Below are 26,417 nucleotides of genomic sequence, written 5' to 3' on the forward strand. Positions count from 1 at the left end.
ATTGCTTCGAATTGCTATTTTTGTTTACCAATATTATATCTAAATACGTAGATTTGGAGCTGTAACACGGGTTGTTTAATCGGTACATTATATGAAATATGAATTTTAAAGCATTAGTTATATGGGCGATATCCACTTGTGGAGCGCTAAGTACTCAGGCTCAAAGTAAGGATAGCGTGCTGTTTACGCTAGACGATACCCCCTATTATTCCGCAGAATTTAAACGCATTTACAATAAAAACCTCGACCTAATAAAAGATTCCTCCCAAAGGGATATCAATCAGTATTTGGACCTGTATGTTTTGTATAAACTCAAAGTGGCCAAGGCGTACGAATTGAAGTTGGACGAGAATCCCACCTATATCAGCGAGTTAAACACCAATAGAAATCAATTGGCCGAGCGCTATTTGACCGATGAAAAACTGACCGAAGAACTGGTGGTAGAGGCTTATCAACGCTCGCTTAAAGAAGTCAATGCCAGTCATATATTATTTCTGACCAAATCCTTTGCCGATCCGGCAGATACCTTAAAGGCCTATAATAAAGCCCTGAATCTAAGACGGGATATACTGGCAGGTGCGAGTTTTGAGGAAATGGCCAAAAAGCATTCTGAAGACCCATCGGCCAAAGAAAACGGCGGTGCCCTGGGCTATTTTTCGGTGTTTAAAATGGTATATCCCTTTGAAACCGGCGCTTATAACACCCCTGTTGGGTCGGTTTCCATGCCGATACGCTCCTCTTTTGGCTACCACCTGATCAAGGTTCACGCCGTTAGGGATTTCAGAGGTGAACGCAGCATTGCGCATTTGATGCTGCAAAAAGCCCCAGCCGATGCGCTGGAAAAAAATAAAGAAGTCGAAGCCCAAATCAACAAAATCGCCAGCGATTTAAAGAATGGAGCCGATTTTGAAGCGCTCGTTAAACGCTATTCACAAGATACCCAGACCGCTCAGAAAGGCGGAGTGCTGCCTCGTTTTACCACAGCTGCTAACAACGCTAAAGCTTTTGAAGATGCGGTTTTTGCACTGCAAAAACCCGGTGATATTTCCCAACCCGTAGAAACCAATACCGGTTGGCACCTGATTAAACTCCTGGCGATGCGGCCCATACCGAGCTTTGAAGAAGCTAAGGTATCCATGGAAAACAATGTCAAAAGAGACAGTCGTTCTCGGGTGATCAACAAACAGCTGCTGCAAAACATCAAAGCGCGCTATACGGTGGTGGAAGACCACAAATTGAAAAAGCAACTCTTTGGCTTAGTCGACGATAGCGTGTACAGCAATGCTTGGGTAGCGCCGAAGACGGCAGAGAAATTCCAAAAACCGCTGATTGCCATTCAGGGCGAACAAGTGTATACCGCGATGGATTTCCTGACGTATATTCAACAAAACCAATCGGCCTATCGAGCGGTACAGCCCTTGAGCAAAGCCTTGGATTTGATGTATGAAAAGTTTTTAAACGGCAAACTAGAGGATTATTACGTGGCCAATTTGGAACGGGAATTTCCCGAGTTTGACTATACCGTCAAAGAGTATCGCGAGGGATTGCTGCTCTTTGATCTGATGGAAAAGGAAATCTGGAACAAGGTGCAAACCGATACCCTGGGGTATACCGCCTTTTACGAAAAAAACAAACAACACTACATACAGCGCCCACAACTGGAGCTGGCGGTTTACGATTTCGACGATGCCAAAGCGGCCAAGCGATTTGCCAAGGCCTGGAAAAAATCACCCGAGCTGGTGTCGGCAACGCCTACTGCAGAAGGAGTATACGATGCGGATAGCCCGGAGGTTATCGAGAAAAAACTGCCGTTAAAACCCGGCCTGTATACCCATCCTGAAAACAGCAAACAACTGATCGTGCTAAAATCGGTAACACCCGAGCGCATTAAGGAGTTGGATGAAGTACGGGCACAGCTGATACAGGAGTATCAGGAGGATTACGAAAAAAATTGGGTCGCGGCTTTAAAGCAACAGAAGCAAATAAAGATCAATCGCGAGGCGTTGGAAGCGATTAAAAGAGAAATGACCAGCGAATGATGCGATTTTGGACTTTATTGTTGGTAGTAGTGGTATGCGGTGCCTGTAAAAAAGGGGGTGGCGAAGGTACCGATGCAGTGGTACGCGTCAACGACTCGTATTTGTATCGCAAGGATTTGGATAAAATGGTAGCACCGGGTACCTCTAAGGAGGATAGTTTGGTGATCGTTCAAAATTATTTTAACCACTGGGCCACGCAACAACTGCTCTTGGATGTGGCCGAATTTAATTTGTCCGACGAAAAGAAGGCCGAAATACAGACGCTAGTCGATCAGTTTAAAACCGATTTGCTCACCTCGGCTTATTTGGAACGCATCGTACAGCAATCGGTAGATACCACGGTGAGTGAAGCCGATCTAAAAAAGTTTTACAACGAGCATAAAGACAAATGGGTGTCCAACGAATTCTTAGTGCAGTTGCGCTATGTAAACGTGCTCAATGGCAATCCCAAACTGCCGACGATCAAGAAATATTTTTTGTCTAATAAAAAACAGGACTTTAAAAAGTTAGAAGACTTATCTTTGCAGATGAAATCCTATGCGTTTAACGATTCGGTCTGGGTAAATCTCAATCAGATTTACGGCAAACTGCCCTTTATCACCGCCGAGAATATCAAGAGCTATTTGTCCGATGGATTGTTTTATGAAATTAGGGACGACGAGAGCACCTATATGGTTAAGGTGAATAAGGTGTTGGATAAAAACAGTATATCTCCTTATGAGTATATCAAACCGACCCTGATTCAGACCCTGATGAACAACAGAAAAATGGAATTAATAAAAAAAATACAAAAAGATATATTAGATGATGCAAACAAAAATAACCAATATGAAATTTATAAATAAAAAGCTGAGCTTTGCTTTGGGACTTTTTCTGGGCTGTGTAGCTTTTACACAAGCACAACAAACACCACCGAAAAAGAAGATCGATGGCGTGATTGGGGTAGTGGGGAATTACGTGATTTTGGAATCGGAAATCGACAAGACCTTAGAAGAGTTAAAAGCACAAGGGGCACCGATGGAGGGCTTTTCCCGTTGCCAGCTTTTTGGAAAACTATTGGAAGACAAATTATTTGCACATCACGCGATTCAAGACAGTTTGGAAGTTGCGGATTCAGAGGTCAACAGTTTTATGGATCAGCAAATTGAAAGCATGGTGGAATACGCCGGATCGATGAAAAACGTCTTGACTTTCTACAACAAGAAAAACGTAGAGGAGTTTCGCGAATATTTCTTCGACATTGTAAAGTCCAACAAGCTCACCCAAAAAATGCAGCAGCACATCGTGGAGAAGGTGGAAATTACGCCCGAAGAAGTGCGTCAGTTTTTTAATGCGATACCCAAATCGGAATTGCCGACGATTGGCGACGAGGTGGAAATTGCAGAAATCGTGGTAAAACCGGTGATCTCCAAGGAGCAAAAGCAAAAAGTAATCGATCAGTTAAAAGATATGAAACGCGATATCATAGAAAACGGCGCGAGCTTCTTTAGCAAGGCGGTATTGTTTTCCGATGATAAGGCTTCGGTTCCCAACGGCGGTTTTTATTCGATCAGTAAAAAAGACCCTTTTGCTAAAGAGTTTAAAGATATGGCCTATACCATGGCCGAAGGAGAAATCTCCGAACCCTTTGAAACCGATTTCGGTTACCACATCATTTACCTGGAAAAAATACGCGGTCAGCAATTGGATTTGAGACACATACTCTTAATCCCCAAAGCGACCGAAGAGGCCATTGAGCAAGCACATGTCAAAATCGAGGGAATTCGCGAGAAAATTGTCAAAGGCGAAATTTCGTTTAGCGACGCAGCAGCAGCCTCATCAGACGACAAGGAAACCCGAAATAACGGTGGGGTTTTACGCGATCCGATGAGTCAGGATCCCCTTTTTGAGTTGAATAAAATGGAAGATAGAGAACTCTATGCCTTAGTGGCCAATTTAAAAGTAGGCGAGGTGTCCAAATCGGCTTATAAAACCGATAGAAAGGGCGATAGAGCCTACCGTATCGTTACGGTAAACAGCAGAAAACCCGAACACCAAGTCGATTTTGCCGAGGATTATACCAAGGTAAAAAACATGGCTTTAAACGACAAACAAGGCAAGGAAATCGCCAAGTGGATCGGAACGAAAATCGACGAAACCTATGTAAACATACAAGGAGAGTACCGAAAATGTACTTTTAAAAACAATTGGATTAAAAAATAATTTTATTTTTTCGACGTCCAAACACTAAAAAAAACCATTTCAGCACGGCGCTGAAATGGTTTTTTAGTATAAAACAACCGCATTTTTTTGCAATATGATATTTAAAGTTTTAAAAAATGATAAAAAGCAACTAAACCGCTGAAAAGGAGTAAACTGTTGAGTTAAATTCAGTAAACTAGAATGTTTATAAATAATAACTCTTTGAAATCAAGCTTTCATTAAAAATTTTAAATTCTCATTAAGATTGCTTAAATTTGTAGAGACAAAAATGATAGTACTAACTAAACTTCAAATATAATATGGCTTTTGATATTGAAATGATCAAAAAGGTGTATGAAAAGATGCCAGAACGCGTTGCTAAAGCGCGGGAGTTAGTAGGGCGTCCTCTAACACTTTCTGAGAAAATTTTGTATACTCACTTATGGGATGGTACGCCGTCTCAATCGTTTGAAAGAGGAAAAGATTATGTAGACTTCGCACCAGACCGCGTGGCCTGTCAAGATGCGACAGCTCAAATGGCTTTGTTGCAATTTATGCATGCCGGAAAAAGTAAAGTAGCTGTTCCGACAACGGTTCACTGTGATCACTTGATTCAAGCGAAAGTAGAAGCTAATACAGATTTAGCGGTAGCTAAAACGCAATCTTCTGAGGTTTTTGATTTCCTTTCTTCGGTTTCTAACAAATATGGAATTGGATTCTGGAAACCCGGAGCGGGAATTATTCACCAAATCGTTTTGGAAAATTATGCCTTCCCTGGAGGAATGATGATTGGAACGGATTCACATACAGTAAATGCAGGTGGATTGGGAATGTTGGCTATTGGTGTTGGTGGTGCCGATGCAGTAGATGTAATGTCTGGAATGGCGTGGGAATTAAAATTCCCTAAATTAATTGGTGTGAAGTTAACCGGAAAATTAAACGGTTGGACTGCGCCTAAAGATGTGATTTTAAGAGTTGCTGACATTCTTACCGTAAAAGGGGGAACTGGAGCAATCGTAGAATATTTCGGTGAAGGAGCGCTTTCGATGTCTTGTACAGGTAAAGGGACCATTTGTAATATGGGAGCTGAAATCGGAGCGACGACTTCTACTTTCGGTTACGACGATTCGATGAGAAGATACTTAGCAGCTACCGAGCGTCAAGACGTGGTAGATGCTGCGGATAAAGTGGCAGAACACTTAACGGCAGATACCGAAGTATATGCCAATCCTGAATTGTATTTCGATCAAGTGATCGAGATCAATTTATCGGAATTGGAACCGTATATCAACGGACCTTTTACACCGGATAGAGGAACGCCAGTTTCTAAGATGAAAGAAGAGGCCGCTGCAAACGGATGGCCGCTTAAAGTAGAATGGGGATTGATCGGTTCTTGTACCAACTCTTCTTATGAAGACATGTCTCGAGCAGCTTCGATTGTGGAACAAGCGGTTGCTCATGGAATTACGCCTAAGGCGGAATTTGGGATTAATCCAGGTTCGGAATTGATTCGTTACACCATTGAAAGAGACGGCATCATCGCTACCTTCGAAAAAATGGGTACCAAGGTATTTACCAATGCTTGTGGACCGTGTATCGGACAGTGGGATCGTGCAGGTGCGGATAAAGGAGAGAAAAACACTATTGTACACTCGTTTAACCGTAACTTCTCTAAAAGAGCAGATGGTAACCCCAATACACATGCCTTTGTAACCTCACCAGAGATGGTGGCTGCTTTGGCTATTGCGGGCGACCTAAGCTTTAATCCACTTACCGATACCTTGTTAAACGACAACGGCGAAGAAGTGCGACTAGAAGCTCCTAAAGGAGACGAATTGCCTACTAAAGGTTTTGATGTAGAAGATCCAGGTTATCAAGCTCCAGCTGCCGACGGTAGTGCTGTGGTGATTTCCGTATCTCCAGAATCGCAACGCTTGCAATTGTTAGATCCGTTCCAACCTTGGGATGGCAAAAACATTAGCGGTGCCAAACTGTTGATCAAAGCTTTTGGAAAATGTACAACGGATCACATCTCTATGGCTGGACCATGGCTGCGTTTCAGAGGACATTTGGACAATATCTCTAACAATATGTTGATCGGTGCTGAAAATGCTTTCACACACGAAACCAATAGAGTGAAAAATCAATTGACTGGTGAATACGGAGAAGTTCCCGCTGTTCAAAGAGCTTATAAAGCCGCTGGTGTACCGACTATAGTGGTAGGTGATCAAAACTACGGGGAAGGTTCTTCTAGAGAGCATGCAGCCATGGAGCCGCGTCACTTAGGTGTTGAAGCGGTATTGGTGAAATCTTTCGCTCGTATACACGAAACCAACCTGAAAAAACAAGGGATGTTGGCTTTGACTTTTGCTAACGAAGCAGACTACGATAAAATCCAAGAAGGCGACACGATCAACTTCTTAGATTTAACGGAATTTGCACCGGCAAAACCATTGACCTTAGAGTTTGTACATGCCGATGGTTCTAAAGACATCATCTTGGCTAATCATACCTACAATGCGGGTCAGATCGAATGGTTTAAAGCGGGTTCTGCATTAAACTTAATCGCTGCTGGTAAAGCATAAGCATTACCTTATATACTAAATTAAAAAAAAGCCGCTCCTCAAGAGCGGCTTTTTTTCTAAATCAACGGCACTATGAAAGACGAAACCGTTAAAAAACGCAAAAGAGTTTGGGGCAATATAGCCTTTGTACTGATTATGGGTATGATACTGTTTACCCCATTGGGAACCGAAGTAAAGGTATGGGTCAATAGACTGATGGCGTTTTCTCCGAGTTTGGACAAGGAAGTCGCCGCCGAAAAAGTGGACTTTTCCTCTTGGAAATTGCAAGATGAAAACGGGCGTGTCGTGGACTTTTCCGATTTTCAAGGCCAATTGATATTGATTAATTTTTGGGCGACCTGGTGTCCGCCCTGCATTGCGGAAAAGCCGAGTTTCCAAAAGCTGTACGACGACTATCAAGATCGTATGGTGTTTTTGTTTGTCACCTCGGATCCCGTAGAAAAGGTTCGGGCTTATAAGCAAAAGCACGACTACAATTTGCCGATGTACTTTCCCGTGACCACTACGCCAAAGTTATTGGAATCGAGTTCCATACCCGCATCCTATCTGATCGACCAACAAGGTCGCGTGATTCTCAAGAAATTTAGTGCCGCAGATTGGAACAGCGACAGTTTTAGAGCGGCGTTGAATCGCTTGTTAACACCTGAAAATTAAGGCTGAAAATTTTAAACCCACCGCATCCGTCGCCTTACAGCCGTTTGACGTCGCTGTAAATCGCAGTTCGAAAAATAATTAAGTCCCCTTTACATGGAGGGACTTTTTTGTGTAATCCAAATACAAGTGGTACAGCATCATTTTTAAGCTTACTGTTTCAGGAGGTAAAAACCCAAGGTCAGCCGGTTTTGATTCGTAAACAGCATTTTTGGAGGTGTTTTAACTAAAAAAAGAGCCTTGATTCTATTTTCGGTTATTATCCTTTAGGCTGTTCATTAGGGCTTGGCTGTTTTTCGGTCCTACACTATGAAAAATGCCGTATGGCCGAGTTCAAGCGAAGTTTGTTTTTTGCTTTTAACGGGGAATAGCACAATCACGGTACTGAAATAGATTGTTCCAATTCGGCGAACAGTCACAAAAGCGAGGCAAAAAAGGCTTGCGTGAGCATGGATAAGGGCCTTCGCTTATTCCTCCTGGCTTCTCGTTAAAACGCCAACACTGCGCGAACCCGTTGCTTTTAAAAAGGTCGTTACTCCAGCAAAAAATGAGAACAGCCTTCAAGTTGGAAAAACGGATTTTTACCGGGGGCACCGCAAAAAAAAATCCGAATACCAGTGGCATTCGGATTTTTTATCAGCTTATAATAAGCATCTACTAATAGTAGGTATAACGTCTAACTTTGGCAATGTATTTGGCCAAGCGAATTACTTGGTGGCTGTATCCGTATTCGTTGTCGTACCAGATGTAAAGCACGATGTTTTTTCCGTCGGCAGAAACGATGGTCGCATTGCTGTCGTAAATAGCTGGAGCCGAAGTTCCAACGATATCCGAAGACACCAATTCGTTGTTCATCGAGTATTTGATTTGCTCTACTAGAGAACCTTCCAAAGCCGCTACTTTCATCATTTTATTGATGTCGTCTATGCTGGTTTCTCGGGTCACTTCTAAGTTGAGTACCACCAAAGAACCGTTGGGAACAGGAACGCGAATCGCGTTGGAAGTCAATTTGCCTGCTAGTGAAGGCAAAGCCTTGGCAACAGCGCTACCCGCACCGGTTTCTGTAATTACCATGTTCAGGGCTGCAGCTCTACCACGACGGTATTTTTTGTGCATATTATCGACCAAGTTCTGGTCGTTAGTATAGGCGTGAATCGTTTCTAAATGGCCTTTTACCACACCTAAATTATCCTCAACCACCTTTAAAATAGGGGTGATGGCATTGGTCGTACAAGAGGCTGCAGAAAAGATGTCTATGGTATCGGGGCTGTATTCCTCGTGGTTTACGCCCAGTACAATATTGGGGACGCCTTTTCCTGGTGCGGTCAATAAAACCTTATCGGCTCCTTTAGAGCTCAAATGGCGTCTTAAATCGGCTTCGGTGGTGAAGGCACCCGTATTGTCGATAACCAAAGCGTTATCAATGTCAAATTCGGTATAGTCGATGTCCTCGGGATTAGAGGCAGAAATCATGTGTACGGTGGTTCCGTTGATGATCAAGGCGTTGTTGGCAGGGTCTGCAATTACAGAACCTTCAAAATCACCGTGAATCGAATCGTATTTCAATAGCGATGCTCTTTTTTCCAAAAGATTGGCATCGTTTTTATCGCGGGTAACTATGGCTCTTAAGCGCAGTTGCTGTCCCTTTCCGATTTTGCTCATCAATTCGCGAGCCAATAAACGTCCAATACGTCCAAATCCGTATAAAACCACGTCTTTTGGAACGATGTTTTCGGTTTGTTTGGCGTTTTTCAATTTGTTGATTACAAAGGAAAGCGCGTTTTCGTGTTGGTTTTCTTCTAAGTGAAATTCATAGGTCAATTTTCCGATATCGATACGCGATGGCGGTAAATCCGAAGACAGTATGGCTTTGGCAATTTCTACCGTATCAAAGATGATGATCGGTTTTTCCACAAATTTGGCCGCGTACTCATGCAAGTTGATGATGTCGCTCACATTTCGGTCTATCAATTGATTGCGGAATAAAACCAATTCGATAGATTTGTCATACCATAAGTCGCTTACAATTTTTATAAACTCGACACATGCTTTTCTTCGATCTGCCTGAAAGGCCAATTCTTTTTCGTAAGAACCTGAATTTTTCATAGTTAGATTGTGTTGTAATAAATTGTTGCAAAAATATCGATTTTAAATCAATTATACCGACTCTTTTACAAATAAATCCGTGACAATTATACCCTCTTTTTATCTAGACTGTGGAATTATAACAACAATCGAATTAATTCTCCTTTAGAATTGATAATTTCCAAACGAAATTGTTTTTTTATTTTGGAATTATTTAGCATTTCCAAAGCCGCTTGCGTATTTGTTATGCGTTGCCCGTTAATCGACAGCAATACCGATCCTTCCAACTCCTCCTTATAAGGGGCAAAACTCTCGTGGGTAACGCTTAAAATGCGGATCCCATAGCGTATTTGGAACCTCTTTCGGTCTTGGTCGGTCAGGTCTGCAAAGGTAAAGCCGTTGAACTCCATACTGGCGCGCTCTTTTTTGATGAGTCGCACCGGAAGCTCTAGCTCCTTTTTGCGGCGATTTAGGGTTACGGTAACCTCGTCATTGGGGCGCTTGGTGTTTAATACGGAATTCAAATCCACAAAGGTCAGGATGTTTTTGTGGTCGATCTGAGTGATGATGTCCCCGGCTTGCAATCCCGCCTGTGCTGCTCCGGATTCCGCCTGTACGGACTCGATGTAGAAACCGCGGTTGATCGGTAGCTTTTTTTCGGTAGCCACGGCTGCACTCAATTCAAAACCCTGTATGCCCAATACCCCTTGTTGCACATTGCCAAACTCGAGCAGATCCTGAATGATCTTGCGCGTTACATTGGACGGAACGGCAAAGGAATAGCCCACATAAGAACCGGTATTGGACGAAATCATCGTATTGATGCCGATGAGCTCGCCTCGGGTATTGACCAGGGCACCACCGCTGTTACCGGCATTGACTACGGCGTCGGTTTGTATAAACGACTGTATGCCCGACTGCGATAGGTTGCGCGCCTTGGCCGATATGATACCCGCTGTTACGGTCGAATTGAGGTTGTATGGATTGCCTACGGCCAATACCCATTCGCCCAATTGAATTTCGTCCGAATCGCCAAAGACGATATACGGCAGCTTTTTATCGGTGTCGATCTTTAATAAGGCGATGTCCATCGATTGGTCGTTCCCGATCAGGCGTGCGGGATAACTGCTGTTGTCGTTTAAGGTGACTTCCAGGGTTTCCGCTCCGGCAATCACGTGATTGTTCGTAACGATATAGCCGTCTTCCGAGATGATTACCCCCGAACCGATGCCGATTTGCGGGCGCGGAGGACCGGGTTGATAACCGTAAAAATATTCCATAATCGGATTGCTGGGAGCCGATTTATAACTGAGGTTTTTGACGTGGACTACCGTGTGAACGGTGTTTTCCGCCGCAGCGGTAAAATCGGTGGAACCGCCGTTAAAATGAACCGCTTGACTCGCTAGGCTTGGAGCTACGGCTATGGGAGACACCGGATTGTCTCGGTGTTCTACAAAAAACTTATATCCCGTTAGAGTTATAATACCACTTAACAAAGATACGAGTAACAAAGAGCTTAACTTGTTCATATATTATCGATGTTTTATTGTTAGCATAGTAAATATAGTTAATGAAATTGCTCAAAAAAAACCTTTTAACGCACTGTTAACACGCGTTGCGGTCTAATTTATATTCGTATTTTTGTACCGATTTTAAGTTGGAGAAATATGGACAACACTAGGCATTTTTACAAATACCACGGCACGGGCAACGATTTTATCATGATCGACAACCGCGATCTGTGCTTTCCAAAGGACAACCACGACCTGATTGCGCACTGGTGCAACCGGCGACTGGGCATCGGGGCAGACGGACTGATTTTGATCGAAGCGGATAGCGAGACCGATTTCGGTATGGTCTATTACAATTCCGACGGTCGGCCGAGTTCGATGTGTGGAAATGGCGGGCGTTGCATCGTCGCTTTTGCCAAGCAATTGGGGATGATTACCGACCGTTGTCTGTTTAGCGCCGTCGACGGCTTGCACAGGGCTACCATAGATGCGCAGGGAATAGTAAGCCTGCAAATGACTGCCGTAGACACGGTTGTCGACCAAGGCGATTCGACCTTTCTCAACACCGGATCTCCCCATCACGTACAGCTGGTTTCCGATTTAGCCCATTGCGACGTATACACTTTAGGGAAGCAGATTCGCGAGAGTCCGCGCTACCAACCCGGGGGTACCAATGTCAATTTTGTCGAAAAAATCGACGACACCACCTTTGCCATTCGCACCTACGAGCGGGGGGTAGAAGCGGAAACCTGGTCTTGCGGCACCGGAGCCACTGCGGTGGCCATAGCGATGTCGCACCACTTGCACACCACGGCTTCCGAAGTGACGATCTTGGTCAAAGGCGGTCGGCTGAGCGTGAAGTTTACCAAAGTCGGAAACGCCTATACCGATGTTTTCCTAACGGGACCGGCCACTAGGGTGTTCGACGGTCTGATAGCGCTGTCGATATGATGACGCTCAAGGGGAATTTGGTCTATCTGCGCGCGCTGGAGCCCGAGGATCTGGAATTTATATACCAATTGGAAAACCAAGAGAACCTCTGGGAGGTCAGCAATACCCAAACGCCCTACAGCCGATTTCTCATCCATCAATACCTGGAAAATGCCCATCAGGACATCTACGAATCCAAACAGTTGCGAATGGTGATTTGCTCAAACAGCAGTGCTGCGCCCCTGGGCTTGATCGACCTGTTTGACTTTGATCCCAAAAACCAACGCGCGGGTATTGGAATCGTGATTAACAACCCGGAAAACCGCCTGCAAGGCGTGGGATCGGAAGCTTTGGAACTGCTGATTAACTACGCCTTCTACCATTTGCAATTGCATCAATTATATGCAAATATTAGCACGGATAATTTACCTAGTGAACGCCTTTTTACTAAATTTGGCTTCTCTTGCGTGGGGATTAAAAAAGAGTGGAACCGCGTGGGAACTCAACGAAAAGACGAAGCCTTATATCAATTATTAAACACAAAAAAATGAATTTAAAAAAAGCAGTAAGTGTCATCGCTGTAGTGGCTTTGTTGGGCGCTATGGTCTATGCGTATACCATGTATGACAAGGCTTTCTCTACCAATATAAAGGGAATAGATAAGGAGACTTATATCTATATTCCCTCCAAGGTTTCCTATGCCGATGTGCAGCGCATTATCGCCCCTTATGTGGTGGATATGGATAAGTTTGAGGCCATAGCAGAGCAATTCAAGTATTCGTCCAATATCATTTCCGGTAAATTTCTCTGGAAAAAGGGGATGAACAGCTATGATATGATGCAGGCCTTGCGCAAAAACATTCCGGTTAAGGTGACCTTTAACAACCAAGAAACCATAGAGCGGTTGGTGCAGCGTTTGGCGACGCAGATCGAACCCGATAGCTTGTCGCTGTTGGAAACCTTTACCGACCCGACTTTTATGGAGGAAAACGGATTTACCAACGAAACGGTATTGGCGTCTTTTATGCCGAATACCTACGAGTTTTATTGGAATGTCAGCCCGTTAAAAGTGCGCAATACCATGCACAAGGAATACATTAAGTTTTGGAATGAAGCGCGCTTGGAAAAAGCAAAGAAATTGGATATGACTCCGGTAGAAGTGGCTGTTTTGGCCGCTATCGTACAGAAGGAAACCGCCAAAAACGACGAAAAAGCTCGGGTGGCCGGTGCTTATCTAAACCGTTTAAGGCTGGGGATGCTGCTGCAGGCCGATCCCACGGTGGTCTTTGCCAAGAAAAAATACACCAACGATTTCGATCAGGTGATCAAAAGGGTGTATTTAAAGGATCTGGGGATTCCCTCTCCTTATAATACCTATCAAAACGTCGGATTGCCGCCGGGCTTGATTGCCATGCCGGATATCTCCTCTTTAGAGGCGGTTTTGGATCCGGAACAACACGATTACATCTATTTCTGCGCCAGTGTAGAAAAAATGGGATACCACGAATTTGCAGCCACTTTGGCGCAACACAACATCAACCGAAAAAAATACACCGATTGGCTGACTCGTAACGGCATCGAATAACGCGTTTTATCGCAGCGCCACCGCCGATGAGAATCGGCGCCGATCAGCGGTAATCGCTGGAAAAAGCAAGTGTTGTATTTCCCGCGAGCCGATCGGAAATACCGCGGCAAAAAAGCCTAAAAATGACCCGTCATTTTTAGGCTTTTTCCGTTTTTATCCGCAGCGGAGATCCCGGGCTGATTCGGCGGTTTTTAAGCGTGTTTTGCCGCTAAAAAAGAGCAAAAATCGGTTGAAGCGCTATTAATTTAATCAAGAATATCAAGAATAGCAAATTTATTTTTTATTTTTTTGTTTTCGTTAAGCCTTGGTTTTTAAGTAATTGCGAATTAAAATCAGTACGGAAAGTTAAATAAACGGCATCTAGATGGCTTTTTATAAAAATTAAAGTAACTTTGCCCTCAGAAATTTCAAATAGTGACAGGGTTTGAGAAATTAAATTTAATGATAAAAACATGTTCTTATTTTATTGGATTTGTACTGCTAATTGCTACGGTCATTTCCGGTTTTAAAAGCTATGAAATAGCCCTTTTAAAACAACATAAAACGGAAGTTAAAGAATCGTTATTCTACCATGTCGCCACAGAAGAAGAAGTGGCAGATGTAGCGAATAAGGAGTCGGCAACACAAGCTACAATTCCTTTTACCGGTAAATCGTTTACCGGTTTTAAACAGGCTCTTGCTGTTCGGGAATCTCTAGGTTTATACACTTTGGTCAATTCGTATGGTTACATGGGAAAATACCAATTTGGAAAAAGTGCACTACGCGCTGTGGGGATTCGCAACACTACCGGTTTTCTAAAAAATCCCATTCAACAAGAAAAAGCATTCAATGCTTTGTTGGCGAAAAACAAATGGGAATTGAGGAGAGAAATTGAAAAGTTCAACGGTAAAAAAGTAGGAGGTGTTCACATTACGGAATCGGGAATTTTGGCCGCAGCCCATTTAGGTGGTGCAGGGTCGGTGAAAAATTTCTTGAAGAGTAATGGACACATTGGTTTTCGCGACGGATTTGGTACCTCTATTAAGTCGTACATGATGAAGTTTGCGGGTTATGATACCTCTCACATAGTGCCCAACGATAATCCGGTGGTCACCATGTAGCAACCTTTAAGAAAAACCAGCCTTGTGCTGGTTTTTTCGTTTTCGCTTGTTTCGCTTTGGCCAATCGCCCTTTTAGTCTAGCCTCGACAGCGGACTGCAGCCAAACCCAAAACGGCCGAGTATGTTAAAAAATAAAAAAAGCAAGGCCTTTTTAAAAATGTCTTCTATATTTGTACCCACAGAAAGAATTATAAAATGAATGTATTGTTAACTAATAGCTGGTGGAAACTACTTACGTCAAACGTCGTGAGCAGTCCTTGCTATGTGTATAGTTAATCGTATAACCTACCCATATATCAAAAAAGGCTTGTCTAACGACAGGCCTTTTTTTTTGCTCTAAACTCAAGTATTCAATTTTTTAAACCTATAGAACAGATGAATTATCAAGTAGACGAAAACGGATTTTACGGAAATTTTGGCGGTGCTTTTGTACCGGAAGTACTTCAAAAAAACATAGACGAATTGCAAGAGCAGTACCGACTTGTTTTGGAGGAACCAGAATTTCAGCGGGAGATGAATCAATTGCTGGCCGATTATGTCGGCAGACCCACGCCCTTGTATTTCGCCCGCGGGCTTTCGAAGAAATACCAGACCAAGGTGTATTTAAAACGGGAAGACCTCTGCCATACCGGTGCGCATAAGATCAACAACACCATAGGACAGGTGCTGCTGGCGCAGCGTTTGGGCAAGAAAAAGATCGTCGCCGAGACCGGAGCGGGGCAACACGGAGTGGCCACGGCTACGGTTTGCGCATTGATGGGAATGGAGTGCATTGTCTATATGGGGGCTTTAGACATGGAAAGACAGGCTCCGAATGTGGCGCGTATGAAAATGTTAGGGGCCGAGGTTCGCGCGGCGCAATCGGGGGCTAAAACCCTTAAGGAGGCGGTAGACGAGGCCTTGATGCATTGGATTGAAAACCCCGACGATACCTTCTACATCATCGGATCGGTAGTGGGACCCCACCCTTATCCCGATATGGTGGCTCGTTTTCAGTCGGTGATCTCCAAGGAAATCAAGGCGCAATTGCAGCTAGCGGAAGGGCGTTCCACTCCGGATTACGTCATTGCTTGTGTAGGCGGAGGAAGCAATGCTACCGGGGCCTTTTACCACTTTTTTGACGAGGAAAACGTGCGCTTAATCGTGGCCGAAGGCGGCGGAAAGGGAATCGATTCCGGACAGACGGCAGCGACCTCCTTTATCGGTAAAACCGGTGTTTTACACGGCAGTAAAACCCTGTTTATGCAAGGGGATGACGGCAATCCATTGGAGGCCTATTCGATTTCGGCGGGCTTGGATTATCCGGGATTTGGCCCTTTATACGCCCATCTCAAAGCGGTGGATCGCGTGGATTTCTTGGCCATCGAAGACGATTCCGCCATGAAAGCGGCCTTGGAGCTCTGCAAAACCGAGGGCATTATACCCGCTTTGGAAAGTGCACACGCCTTGGCAGTGCTGGACAAAATGGTGTTTAAACCCGAAGATGTGGTCGTGATCAATTTGTCGGGTAGGGGCGATAAGGACCTCGATAACTATGCCGCCTATTTCAACTTGTGAAGGCCCGCTTTTTTAACTGAGACCAAGCGCTTTTTTCAAGCGCCTTTAAATGGAGACATCCGCAGCGCCAACTGTGGATGTCTTTTTTTATGCCTCCTTAAAATCGCTACCAATAATGCGGGGGGTGTTGTTTTTAATCGATAAAAGGACTATTTTTATGGGAGGAACCCCTCGCAATGCGCGACTAATTTTGGTGTTGCTCAGCGGTTGCGAGCGTAAATGGGGTTTATTCTTAATATTAAATAGCTAAATCATGAATGCAGTTCAAGCGCTTACCTCAAAACAGGCCTATAAAACCGTAGTAACCCAAGATCAATTTGCCGTAATTGTCGATGAACCCGTAGCATTGGGCGGACAGAATTTGGGTATGACTCCCAAAGATCTATTGGCCGCTGCCCTGGCCTCGTGTACGAGTATTACCCTCCGCATGTACATCGACCGCAAGGGATGGGAAGTGGGCGACATTCGAGTGCGCGTGAGTTTGGATCGGGACGAAGCCGCGCAAAAGGAGGTCTTTAATCGCGTGATTGAGTTTGATCACCCCTTGGAAGAAGCGGTGGCTAAGCGAATTTTGGCCATAGCCGACAAATGTCCGATTCACAAGATATTGGAACAGTCGAATAGCATAGCCACAACCTTAGCCTAACGCAAGCCGATGTGGACGATCAAACAGGAAATAGCGGGAAATCGCGGCGCTTTTAAGGCGATCGAGGACCAAAAGACCATAGGAACCCTGAGTTTCTATTGGTCGGACAGCCGACAATTGGTTTTGGACGACACCCTAGTCGATCCGGATTACGGCGGACGCGGCCTGGGCAAGGCGCTGGTCTTTGCCGCTGTAGCCTTTGCTCGTGAGCAGGGGGTAGAAGTGGTGGCGGTTTGTCCTTTTGTACGGGCGGTCTTTGAAAAAACACCCGAAATACAAGAGGTATGGGCAAAATAAACCCCAAGACCGCAGTGGATTAGCCGCTGCGGTTTTGGGGTATTACTGTATGTTAAAGGTTTTCACCGATCATGTCTTCGGGTTTTACCCAAGCGTCAAATTCGGCTGCTGTAACATAGCCCAATCGAACGGCTTCTTCTTTTAGTGTAGTGCCGTTTTGATGGGCGGTATTCGCGATTTCTGCCGCCTTGTAATAACCGATTTTGGTGTTGAGTGCCGTAACCAGCATCAGCGAATTGGAAACGAGTTCCCGGATTCGCGGTTCGTTGGGTTCTATGCCCTGTGCGCAATGTTCGTCAAAGGACACACAGGCCTCTCCGATCAATCGCGCCGATTGCAATAGGTTGGCCGCCATCATCGGTTTAAACACATTGAGTTCATAATGCCCTTGAGTACCGCCTATGGTAATGGCTACATCATTGCCCATAACCTGTGCGGCAACCATGGTTAGCGCTTCGCATTGGGTGGGATTGACCTTGCCCGGCATTATGGACGAACCCGGTTCATTAGCCGGTATAAACAGCTCTCCAATGCCCGATCGGGGACCGGAAGCCATCATTCGAATATCGTTGGCAATCTTGTTGAGCGATACGGCCAATTGCTTTAAGGCACCGTGGGTCTCTATAAAGGCGTCGTGAGCGGCCAAGGCTTCAAATTTGTTGGCTGCCGTAACAAAGGGTAGTCCGGTAAATTGAGCAATGTAACGCGCCACCAGCACGTCATAGCCCTTTGGCGTATTGATACCCGTACCCACTGCGGTTCCGCCCAAGGCCAGTTCCGACAAATGCGCCAAGGTGTTGTTTAAGGCTTTGAGACCGTGGTTGAGCTGGGCTACATAGCCCGAAAACTCCTGTCCCAGTGTTAGGGGCGTGGCGTCCATCAAATGCGTACGACCGATTTTAACCACATTCTTAAAGGCGATGGACTTGGCTTGTAGGGTGTCGCGCAATTGGCTTACACCGGGTATGGTGGTTTCAACGATCAAGCGGTAGGCCGCGATGTGCATACCCGTGGGGAAGGTGTCGTTGGACGACTGCGATTTGTTGACGTCGTCGTTGGCTTTTAAAACCGCTTCGCCTTCGCCAATTTTAAAACCGGCCAAGACCTGCGCCCGATTGGCCACCACCTCATTGACATTCATATTGCTTTGGGTACCCGAACCCGTTTGCCAAATGACTAAGGGAAACTGATCGTCGAGTTCGCCGTTTAAAATCTCCTCGCAAACCCCCGCAATAGCATCTCTCTTTTCTATAGAGAGCACGCCCAACTCCCAATTGGCATAGGCAGCAGCTTTTTTGAGATATGCAAAGCCCTCGATTATCTCGTGTGGCATAGAGGCGGCAGGACCGATTTTAAAATTATTTCGGGAACGCTCGGTTTGTGCGCCCCAATATTTATCTGAGGGAACCTGCACTTCTCCCATAGTGTCTTTTTCTATTCGATAGGTCATCATGTTCGCTTTTTTAAAAAAGTTGTTTTTTAGAATTATTCTATATAAAGGTAGGAAATAGTTGACGAACTTAAAAGTGATTTATTTTCTTTTTAGAACTTAGGTAATCCCGTTTTTTCATTATATCTTTGGCTTTGTATTCAAAATTCCGGAAAACATGTTTGAATTTCAACAGTATTTAGGTTTCATCGTTGCTATGACCGTCCTCACAATGGGGTTCTGGTTAATGATTTTCTTAATTGGCTTCGTACAGTATTGGGCTGGGGGAGCAATTATCGAATTAATCAAAGAGAAGAAAGCTAAAAAAAGAGAAGAGCAAGAACAAATTAAATAATTTGATTCGCACAAGTAAAGAAAAAGGCCCTACCATATATAATTTGGAGGGCCTTTTTTGTTTTTTGCAGATTCGTCTATTTGCAGATTCGTTTATTCGCTTTGGATTGCGGTAATGTCGGCGATTCGTGTGTTTTTAATTCCGAAGATTTTGTCCTTTGCAGAAGCTCTCGTATCAGCGAATCAGCTTTTTTTACTTTCCGTAGCCTCACGAATCCGCGCATCAGCGAATCCGCGAATCCGCCTTTTTCCCATCGGATTGCAGTAATGTCGGCGATTAGCCTGTTTTTAATTCCACAGATTTAGTGCTACCGTAACCTCTCGAATCCGCGCATCAGCGAATCCGCGAATCCGCCTTTTTCCCATCGGATTGCGGTAAATTCGGCGATTAATCTGTTTTTAATTCCGAAGATTTAGTGCTACCGTAACCTCTCGAATCCGCGAATCCGCCCATCCGCGAATCCGCGAATCCGCGAATCCGCCTTTTTTCCATCGGATTGCAGTAATGTCGGCGATTAGTCTGTTTTTAATTCCGAAGATTTAGTGCTACCGTAACCTCTCGAATCCGCGCATCGGTTCTTTTTGCTTATTCGTTTAATCGCTTTGGATTGCGGTAATGTCGGCGATTAGCCTGTTTTTAATTCCACAGATTTAGTGCTACCGTAACCTCTCGAATCCGCGCATCAGCGAATCCGCGAATCCGCCTTTTTCCCATCGGATTGCGGTAAATTCGGCGATTAGTCTGTTCTTAATTCCGAAGATTTAATGCTACCGTAACCTCACGAATCCGCGAATCCGCCTTTTTCCCATCGGATTGCGGTAAATTCGGCGATTAGTCTGTTTTTAATTCCGAAGATTTAGTGCTACCGTAACCTCACGAATCCGCGAATCCGCCCATCCGCGAATCCGCCCATCCGCGAATCCGCCTTTTTCCCATCGGATTGCGGTAATGTCGGCGATTAGTCTGTTCTTAATTCCACAGATTTAGTGCTACCGTAACCTCTCGAATCCGCGCATCAGCGAATCCGCGAATCCGCCTTTTTCCCATCGGATTGCGGTAATGTCGGCGATTAGCCTGTTTTTAATTCCACAGATTTAGTGCTACCGTAACCTCTCGAATCCGCGCATCAGCGAATCCGCGAATCCGCCTTTTTCCCATCGGATTGCGGTAATGTCGGCGATTAGCCTGTTTTTAATTCCACAGATTTAGTGCTACCGTAACCTCTCGAATCCGCGCATCAGCGAATCCGCGAATCCGCCTTTTTCCCATCGGATTGCGGTAAATTCGGCGATTAGCCTGTTCTTAATTCCGAAGATTTAGTGCTACCGTAACCTTACGAATCCGCGCATCAGCGAATCCGCGAATCCGCCTTTTTCCCATCGGATTGCGGTAATGTCGGCGATTAATCTGTTTTTAATTCCGAAGATTTAGTGCTACCGTAACCTCTCGAATCCGCGCATCAGCGAATCCGCGAATCCGCCTTTTTCCCATCGGATTGCGGTAAATTCGGCGATTAGTCTGTTCTTAATTCCGAAGATTTAGTGCTACCGTAACCTTACGAATCCGCGCATCAGCGAATCCGCGAATCCGCCTTTTTCCCATCGGATTGCGGTAAAGTCGGCGATTAATCTGTTTTTAATTCCGAAGATTTAGTGCTACCGTAACCTCACGAATCCGCCCATCAGCGCATCAGCGAATCCGCGAATCCGCCCATCTACAAATCCGCTCATCTGCCCATTCCAGTAAGGGATTAAAACAAAAAAAAAGACCCTTTCAATTAAGAAAAGGTCTCTAAAATTATGCTCCAATCATTTCGGCTCCGTCGGAATCTCCGCTTTTAGGGGTGAATTTCGGTTTCTCCGTTTTCTTTTGGTTAAAGCGGTAGGTGAACGACAGATTTACTTGGCGCCCTCTCCACTGCATTTCGCTAAAGGAGTTGGACTGCGGTAGATGCGTTTCGGTCTCTCTTTTTCTAGAGTTAAATATATCGCTGACATTCAAGGAAAGCGTGCCGTTATCTTTTAATATGTCTTTGCTCAAGGCCATATTGGCAGATAAGTTGGCTTTGTTGACTCCCTGTGCAGATTCCTCTTTAGCGCGATACATACCATTCATTTGCCAATCTATTTTGTATGGCAAGCTCACGCGCGATGTTATTCTGGTAAACCAAGAATAGGCGGTATTGTCAAAATTTTGGGTCTCTTGGTTCCCGTTAAAATCGGTAAAGGTATAATCGCCTTGGGTTTCCTTTCGGTAGAAGTTAAAATTTCCGTTTAAGCGCCACCATTTAAAAGGAGTGGCGTTGAGGGTAAATTCAAATCCGTAGCGGTATTCGGTCGCCAGGTTAATCGGCGAGCTCACCGTAATCGGCGTGCCATCGGCAGTGGTACCGTTGATTCGCTTTACAAATTGAAAGGCGTCGTCGGTGATGTTTACATAGGCCGAGGTACTCAACGTAAATCCGGTCCAACGGTGCATATAGCCCAAGTCAAAAGCATTGGTCAATGCGGGATCTAGGTCGGGATTTCCCTGGAAAAAGTTGATGTCGCTCGAATAATTCGAAAACGGATTGAGGAAAAATCCTCGCGGTCTATTAACCCTTTTGCTGTAGCTTAAACTCAGATTGCTCGACGGAGAAAACTCGTAGTTTAAAAAAGCACTAGGGAAAAAGTTGTCGTAGTTTTTATTGTTGTAATCTTGGGTAATCAGTTGGTTAACATCGACCTCGGTATCTTCGTAACGCAAGCCCAGCATATAGCTAAAACGGTTGATTTTACTGCCGAATTGAGCGTAGAGCGCATGTACCTTTTCCTTGTATTCCAAGGTGTTGGTCAGGTTGGTGTTGTTGATCCATTGGGCGTTGTTAAAGTTGTCCAAGACAAAAACCGTTTCCAGTTTGGAGAAATTACCGAGGTAACCCGCTTCAAACTTGGCGTTTTCACCTAGGGGCAATATATAGTCTGCCTGTAGGTAATTTCTGTCGACTGTTTCATTGTTGAGGGTACGCTCCATGGAGGAGGTATTCTGCGATAGAATTTGGTCGGTAATCAGGGAGTTGTTGTTGTCTTTGTCGACAGAAACCGTTCCGCTTACCGTGAGTTTATGACCGTCTTTGGCAAAGTTTTTTTCAAAGGTGGTGGTGTATTCCACGCTTTCTCTGCGTCCATCTTTGTCTTCGTCGCGGGTACGGGCATAGTCGAACACGCGATCTTGGTCGTAATAATTATAGTATACGGTATTGGGACTGTAAATTTGGTTTTTATTGAGGGTCACGGCATTGGTCCAAGTGAAGGACTTGGTCAAAAACCATTCTAGGCCAAAATTGATGTTATAGCCTTCGCGCTCTCTACTGCTGGGTTTGGACTCGTCTATATATTGAGTGGGCAGTCCGGTTAGCGGATTCAAGTACTCCGAATTATTGATCATACTTCCGTTGCTCTTGGAGTGGTTGTACCCGGCAACGGTATACATATTGAATTGGTCGCTTCTAAAATTAATCGTTCCGTTTAAACCGTAGTTCATCGGGTCTCCCACGGTTCCGGTCAGACTGCCGTTAATGCCCTGAGACTTGCCCTTTCGCAATACGATATTGATGATTCCCGCGCCTCCTTCGGCTTCGTAGCGCGCAGATGGATTGGTTATGACCTCTACTTTTTCAATGGATTCGGCCGATAGTATTTTCATGGCTTCAGCTATATTGCTGGCCAATCCCGTCGGTTTGCCATCTATTAAAACCTTGACATTTTCGTTGCCCCTCAAGCTCACCGTACCGTCGACATCCACGCTAACAGAGGGAACGTTGTCCAGTACATCGCTGGCTGTACCGCCTTTGACAATCATATCCTGACCCACGTTATACACCTTTTTGTCGAGCTTGATCTCCACGGTGGAGCGCTCGGCTATGATGTTGACCTCGGCCAAGGTTTGTGAATCGGCAAATATTTTCTGTTCCCCTATAGAGGTGTTTTTTACCACCGATACCGAGTTGATCTCTACGGTTTTAAAACCCAAAAAGTCTATTTTTACATAGTACTCTCCTTCGGGAACTTCGAATTCAAATTTTCCTTTCGCATCGGTCATACCGCCAGAAACGATTTGGGCATTGGCTTTGTTTTGGGCGTATACACTGGCGTATTCCAGGGGCTGATTGGTCGCTGCCTCTATAACAGTACCCGAAAGAACCAGGTTTTTAGAGGGGGATTGCGCTAGACCGCTTACCGAAGTAAACAGGACTAGCACCATCCATAGGGTCATTAATTTTTTCATTACAGTCAGTAGTTTATTTAAGGGTTAGACTGTAATGGGGGGCCGAGGTTTAATCTATAAGTGTTAATATTTTACTAAAAAGCTACAGGATTTCCGCTATTTTTTCGGTGGGGCGACCGATTACGGCCCGATCGCCGTTGACGATAATCGGTCGCTCGATGAGCTTGGGGTTTTGCGCGAGGGCAGCAATGATCTCTTCGTCGGATAAATTGAGGTCGCGGAACGATTCTTTCCACAGCGATTCCTTGGTGCGAACCAGTTCTATAGCCGGGATGCGAAGCTTTTGCAACAGCGACTGAATTTCCGAAGCGGAGGGCGGTTGCTCCAAGTAATTGACCACGGTAAAGGGAATGGCTTTGTCCTCTAAAAAAGCAAGACCTTCTCTAGATTTGCTACATCGTGTATTGTGATAAATTGTAATCATTTTTTAAGGCAATTTATAGATTATATTTTTAAATAAAAGTAACTTAGTACAAAAATTAGTGATAATGAAATATATTGAACAACTTTTGGGAACACCAACTTCAAAGAAACTGTGGTTATATCTGCCGTTTTCTGTTTTTTTTATTGGGATGTTGTTTCTGAATTGGATGTTTCTACAGATATCCCAAACCGATACCAATGTGATCATTGCGAAAAACATTGAATTATTCGGTAAGAATATCAATTTTTTACAGACGATTTTGCCGCTATCGGCTTTTTTCTTTATACTGATTTTGTGGGTGCGGGTCATGCAAAAGCAGTCGCTGCGCAGCTTGGTAACCTCGCGTAAACGAGTGGATTGGCGCAGGATATTTTTTGCTTTTTCCGTTTGGACAGCTTGGACCTTAGTCGTGTTTTTGTACAATTATTACACCGAACCGCAGCATTTTCAGTGGAATTTTAATTGGTCGGCTTTCTTTCCCTTTTTAATTATGGCATTAGTTTTGATTCCTTTACAGACCAGTTTTGAGGAGTTATTCATGAGGGGACATCTGATGCAGGGCATAGGTTTGGCGACGAGAAGCCGCTTTTTGGCCCTAGTCGTTACCTCGTTAATTTTTGGATTGATGCACATTTCAAACCCCGAAGTGGGTAAGATTGGGTATTATATTTTGATTTATTATATCGGTACCGGTTTCTTTTTGGGGATTTTGACCCTGATGGATGACGGACTGGAATTGGCCTTGGGTTTTCACGCAGCCAATAATTTAATCGGCGCTTTATTAGTCACCTCCAATTGGACGGCTTTTCAGACCAATTCGCTTTTTATCGAATTGACGCCTCCCGAAGATTCCTTGTCTCTGGGAGCCATACTCTGGCAGGTTGGACTGGTGTTACCGGTATTGTTGCTGTTGTTTGCAAAGGTATACCGCTGGAAGGATTGGCGGAACAGATTGATGGGAAGAGTTGTTTAATTCGTATAAACAGCAGTTGCAAAGGGATCTTGTATCTAAGGGGTGACGGACAAACACTTTTAAGAAACGAGGCATACCTTTACACTGCGCTTAAAATATCGCACTATGAGAAGTTATGAAATTCACCCGAGTTTCCGATTAAACGGAAAAAAAATGACCCAAGATCAATTGAGTCATCTGGCGTTTGACTTGATTCAAGACGGCGAGCCTTACCAACAAGATTTGGGAAAGCTGTTCCTGCAATGGTTCGATCACAACAAGACGATAGAACTGACTACTTCCGGTACTACGGGTGAGGCCAAGGGCATTCTAATAAAAAAGAAGGCCATGCTGCATTCCGCACGAGCGACGGCAGATTTTTTTAAGCTGGCTGCGGGCGACCGCGCACTGCTGTGTTTATCGACCCGATATATCGGCGGTAAGATGATGGTGATTCGCGCCCTAAGTCTAGGCTTGGAACTCGACGTGGTTCCGCCGAGCTCAACGCCCTTATTGGGCAATACCCAGCCCTATGATTTTGTCGCCATGGTGCCGCTACAGGTAGAGAATTCTATAGCGGAACTCGCTCGGGTAAAAACGGTCATCATCGGTGGAGCACAGGTCAACAGTGCGCTGGCAGCACAGTTGGAAAACTTGGATACCGCTGTTTTCGAAACCTATGGTATGACGGAAACCGTGAGCCATATCGCGGCCAAGAAAATCGGCGAAAGCGCTTTTACCGTATTGCCTCACGTACATATCTATGCCGATGAACGCGGCTGTTTGGTGATCAATGCGCCTAAGGTGAGCGATGATATTTTGGTGACTAACGATTTGGTAAACATGGTCAACGACCACCAATTTCAGTGGTTGGGACGTATAGACAACGTGATCAACAGCGGCGGTGTTAAGCTCTTCCCCGAGCAAATTGAAGCCAAGTTAGTCCCGCATATTCCCTCGCGCTTTTTTGTAATCGGTCAGAAAGACGAGAAATGGGGCGAAAAATTGATACTCGTGATTGAAAGCGAACCGTATCAGTTGCATCCCGATGCTTTTAAAGCCCTTTCCAAATTTGAAACGCCCAAGGAAATATTGTTTACCGCAAAAATAGAAGAAACCGTTACGGGCAAAATACTGCGCAAGCAAACCCTGGCGAATTTGGTGGCGCTATAAGCAGTACCGTTAGAAAACCGCAACTCGGACGTTAAGGAGAAAAACCAACTGATGGAACGCTTAAGACAAATACGCGAAAACTTGGAAAAATGGCATCCGATACCCGATGCGGATTGGCTGTTTTTTGCACAAAAATTAGTCGAAGTGCGCTTGGCTAAAAAAGCGCTGTTGCTCGAATGCGGTCAGGTAGAAGGCTATTTGTCTTTTGTGGAAAGCGGATTGGTTCGCCTGGTGATTCCCGACCAGGGGGCAGGACAGACCTTCGGTTTTGTAACTGAAGGAGAATTTCTCTGTGCCTACGATTCTTTTGTATGGCAAAGTCCCAGCGACTATCAGGTCGAAACCTTGACTGAGGTGGTGTTGTGGCGATTGAACTTTGCCGACCTGCAGCAAATATACCGAGAAACCACCGTGGGCAATACCTTGGGGAGACGCATAGCCGAAGGCCTTTTCCTAAACAAGAGTAAACGCGAACGCAGTCTTTTGGTCGATACGGCAGCCCAGCGCTACGAACGGCTGTTTGTCGAAAAACCCCAATGGATTCAAAGGATTCCCCTAAAGTACTTGGCCTCGTATATCGGGATAAGCCCACAGGCATTGAGTAGGATTCGACGACGCATTTCTTAACCCAGGTTCATTTTTTAAAAGGG

At 44.9% G+C, this 26,417-nt stretch carries 22 protein-coding genes; 16 read left to right on the top strand and 6 right to left on the bottom strand.

The window, feature by feature from the left end; all coding sequences use genetic code 11:
- Positions 1-98 precede the first annotated feature (98 nt).
- From ACQZ43_RS07305 to ACQZ43_RS07325, 5 genes are all read left to right on the top strand, one after another.
- A complete protein-coding gene (locus tag ACQZ43_RS07305; protein WP_430615370.1) occupies positions 99-2,039 on the top strand; it encodes a peptidylprolyl isomerase in 1,941 nt (646 codons plus the stop codon).
- A complete protein-coding gene (locus tag ACQZ43_RS07310; RefSeq protein WP_430615371.1) occupies positions 2,036-2,884 on the top strand; it encodes a hypothetical protein in 849 nt (282 codons plus the stop codon). The genes ACQZ43_RS07305 and ACQZ43_RS07310 overlap by 4 nt, the downstream gene beginning before the upstream one ends.
- Positions 2,868-4,241 (top strand): peptidylprolyl isomerase, encoded by a 1,374-nt coding sequence (locus ACQZ43_RS07315; RefSeq protein ID WP_430615372.1) that lies wholly within the window; start codon positions 2,868-2,870, stop codon positions 4,239-4,241. The genes ACQZ43_RS07310 and ACQZ43_RS07315 overlap by 17 nt, the downstream gene beginning before the upstream one ends.
- Positions 4,242-4,540: 299 nt before the next feature.
- Entirely contained in the window at positions 4,541-6,805 is a 2,265-nt protein-coding gene (locus ACQZ43_RS07320; protein ID WP_430615374.1) for an aconitate hydratase, read from the top strand.
- Positions 6,806-6,877: 72 nt separating this feature from the next.
- A complete protein-coding gene (locus ACQZ43_RS07325; RefSeq protein WP_430615376.1) occupies positions 6,878-7,459 on the top strand; it encodes a TlpA family protein disulfide reductase in 582 nt (193 codons plus the stop codon).
- A 654-nt stretch (positions 7,460-8,113) separates the two neighbouring features.
- On the opposite strand, the gene ACQZ43_RS07330 is transcribed toward ACQZ43_RS07325, so the two are convergent.
- Positions 8,114-9,562 (bottom strand): glyceraldehyde-3-phosphate dehydrogenase, encoded by a 1,449-nt coding sequence (locus tag ACQZ43_RS07330; protein ID WP_430615377.1) that lies wholly within the window; start codon positions 9,560-9,562, stop codon positions 8,114-8,116.
- Positions 9,563-9,678: 116 nt separating this feature from the next.
- The gene (locus ACQZ43_RS07335; RefSeq protein ID WP_430615378.1) at positions 9,679-11,070 is read right to left on the bottom strand and encodes a trypsin-like peptidase domain-containing protein; all 1,392 of its coding nucleotides are present in this window, start codon (positions 11,068-11,070) and stop codon (positions 9,679-9,681) included.
- Between the two features lie 138 nt (positions 11,071-11,208).
- Between ACQZ43_RS07335 and dapF the strand changes: the two genes are divergently transcribed.
- The 3 genes from dapF to mltG are packed head-to-tail and all read left to right on the top strand — an operon-like array spanning position 11,209 to position 13,567.
- On the top strand, positions 11,209-12,003 hold the full coding sequence (gene dapF / locus ACQZ43_RS07340; protein ID WP_430615379.1) for a diaminopimelate epimerase: 795 nt from the start codon (positions 11,209-11,211) through the stop codon (positions 12,001-12,003).
- Positions 12,000-12,533, top strand: a complete 534-nt coding sequence (locus ACQZ43_RS07345) for a GNAT family N-acetyltransferase (RefSeq protein WP_430615380.1) — start codon at positions 12,000-12,002, stop codon at positions 12,531-12,533. The genes dapF and ACQZ43_RS07345 overlap by 4 nt, the downstream gene beginning before the upstream one ends.
- Positions 12,530-13,567 (top strand): endolytic transglycosylase MltG, encoded by a 1,038-nt coding sequence (gene mltG / locus ACQZ43_RS07350; protein WP_430615381.1) that lies wholly within the window; start codon positions 12,530-12,532, stop codon positions 13,565-13,567. The genes ACQZ43_RS07345 and mltG overlap by 4 nt, the downstream gene beginning before the upstream one ends.
- A gap of 280 nt (positions 13,568-13,847) precedes the next feature.
- Here mltG and ACQZ43_RS07355 read toward each other — a convergent pair whose 3' ends face one another.
- On the bottom strand, positions 13,848-14,021 hold the full coding sequence (locus ACQZ43_RS07355) for a hypothetical protein (RefSeq protein ID WP_430615382.1): 174 nt from the start codon (positions 14,019-14,021) through the stop codon (positions 13,848-13,850).
- On the opposite strand from ACQZ43_RS07355, the gene ACQZ43_RS07360 reads away from it, so the two are divergent.
- From ACQZ43_RS07360 to ACQZ43_RS07375, 4 genes are all read left to right on the top strand, one after another.
- A complete protein-coding gene (locus ACQZ43_RS07360; protein WP_430615383.1) occupies positions 14,009-14,668 on the top strand; it encodes a peptidoglycan-binding protein LysM in 660 nt (219 codons plus the stop codon). The genes ACQZ43_RS07355 and ACQZ43_RS07360 overlap by 13 nt on opposite strands.
- A gap of 375 nt (positions 14,669-15,043) precedes the next feature.
- Positions 15,044-16,225: a tryptophan synthase subunit beta gene (gene trpB, locus ACQZ43_RS07365; protein ID WP_430615384.1), complete on the top strand. Its 1,182-nt coding sequence runs from the start codon at positions 15,044-15,046 to the stop codon at positions 16,223-16,225.
- Between the two features lie 253 nt (positions 16,226-16,478).
- Complete coding sequence (locus ACQZ43_RS07370) at positions 16,479-16,871, top strand: OsmC family protein (RefSeq protein ID WP_430615385.1); 393 nt, start codon at positions 16,479-16,481, stop codon at positions 16,869-16,871.
- Between the two features lie 9 nt (positions 16,872-16,880).
- Positions 16,881-17,168, top strand: a complete 288-nt coding sequence (locus ACQZ43_RS07375; protein ID WP_430615387.1) for a GNAT family N-acetyltransferase — start codon at positions 16,881-16,883, stop codon at positions 17,166-17,168.
- 52 nt (positions 17,169-17,220) lie between these two features.
- Here ACQZ43_RS07375 and fumC read toward each other — a convergent pair whose 3' ends face one another.
- Positions 17,221-18,618 carry a class II fumarate hydratase gene (fumC, locus tag ACQZ43_RS07380; protein ID WP_430615632.1) on the bottom strand — a complete coding sequence of 466 codons (1,398 nt, stop codon included), beginning with the start codon at positions 18,616-18,618 and terminating at the stop codon, positions 17,221-17,223.
- A gap of 157 nt (positions 18,619-18,775) precedes the next feature.
- Between fumC and ACQZ43_RS07385 the strand changes: the two genes are divergently transcribed.
- Entirely contained in the window at positions 18,776-18,952 is a 177-nt protein-coding gene (locus ACQZ43_RS07385; protein WP_430615388.1) for a hypothetical protein, read from the top strand.
- 1,797 nt (positions 18,953-20,749) lie between these two features.
- On the opposite strand, the gene ACQZ43_RS07390 is transcribed toward ACQZ43_RS07385, so the two are convergent.
- Together ACQZ43_RS07390 and arsC are read right to left on the bottom strand one after the other, a co-directional pair.
- Complete coding sequence (locus ACQZ43_RS07390) at positions 20,750-23,218, bottom strand: TonB-dependent receptor domain-containing protein (RefSeq protein WP_430615389.1); 2,469 nt, start codon at positions 23,216-23,218, stop codon at positions 20,750-20,752.
- Between the two features lie 82 nt (positions 23,219-23,300).
- Positions 23,301-23,642, bottom strand: coding sequence for an arsenate reductase (glutaredoxin) (gene arsC / locus ACQZ43_RS07395; RefSeq protein ID WP_430615390.1), 342 nt, complete (start codon positions 23,640-23,642; stop codon positions 23,301-23,303).
- A gap of 64 nt (positions 23,643-23,706) precedes the next feature.
- On the opposite strand from arsC, the gene ACQZ43_RS07400 reads away from it, so the two are divergent.
- The 3 genes from ACQZ43_RS07400 to ACQZ43_RS07410 all read left to right on the top strand — a co-directional run bounded on the left by ACQZ43_RS07400 (position 23,707) and on the right by ACQZ43_RS07410 (position 26,394).
- Positions 23,707-24,615, top strand: coding sequence for a CPBP family intramembrane glutamic endopeptidase (locus ACQZ43_RS07400; RefSeq protein ID WP_430615391.1), 909 nt, complete (start codon positions 23,707-23,709; stop codon positions 24,613-24,615).
- A 105-nt stretch (positions 24,616-24,720) separates the two neighbouring features.
- Positions 24,721-25,767 carry an AMP-binding protein gene (locus ACQZ43_RS07405; protein WP_430615393.1) on the top strand — a complete coding sequence of 349 codons (1,047 nt, stop codon included), beginning with the start codon at positions 24,721-24,723 and terminating at the stop codon, positions 25,765-25,767.
- Between the two features lie 51 nt (positions 25,768-25,818).
- A complete protein-coding gene (locus ACQZ43_RS07410; RefSeq protein ID WP_430615395.1) occupies positions 25,819-26,394 on the top strand; it encodes a Crp/Fnr family transcriptional regulator in 576 nt (191 codons plus the stop codon).
- The last annotated feature ends 23 nt before the right edge of the window (positions 26,395-26,417 follow it).

Origin of the sequence: Flavobacterium sp. JP2137 (assembly GCF_050562195.1) — a bacterium.
Classification (GTDB): domain Bacteria; phylum Bacteroidota; class Bacteroidia; order Flavobacteriales; family Flavobacteriaceae; genus Flavobacterium.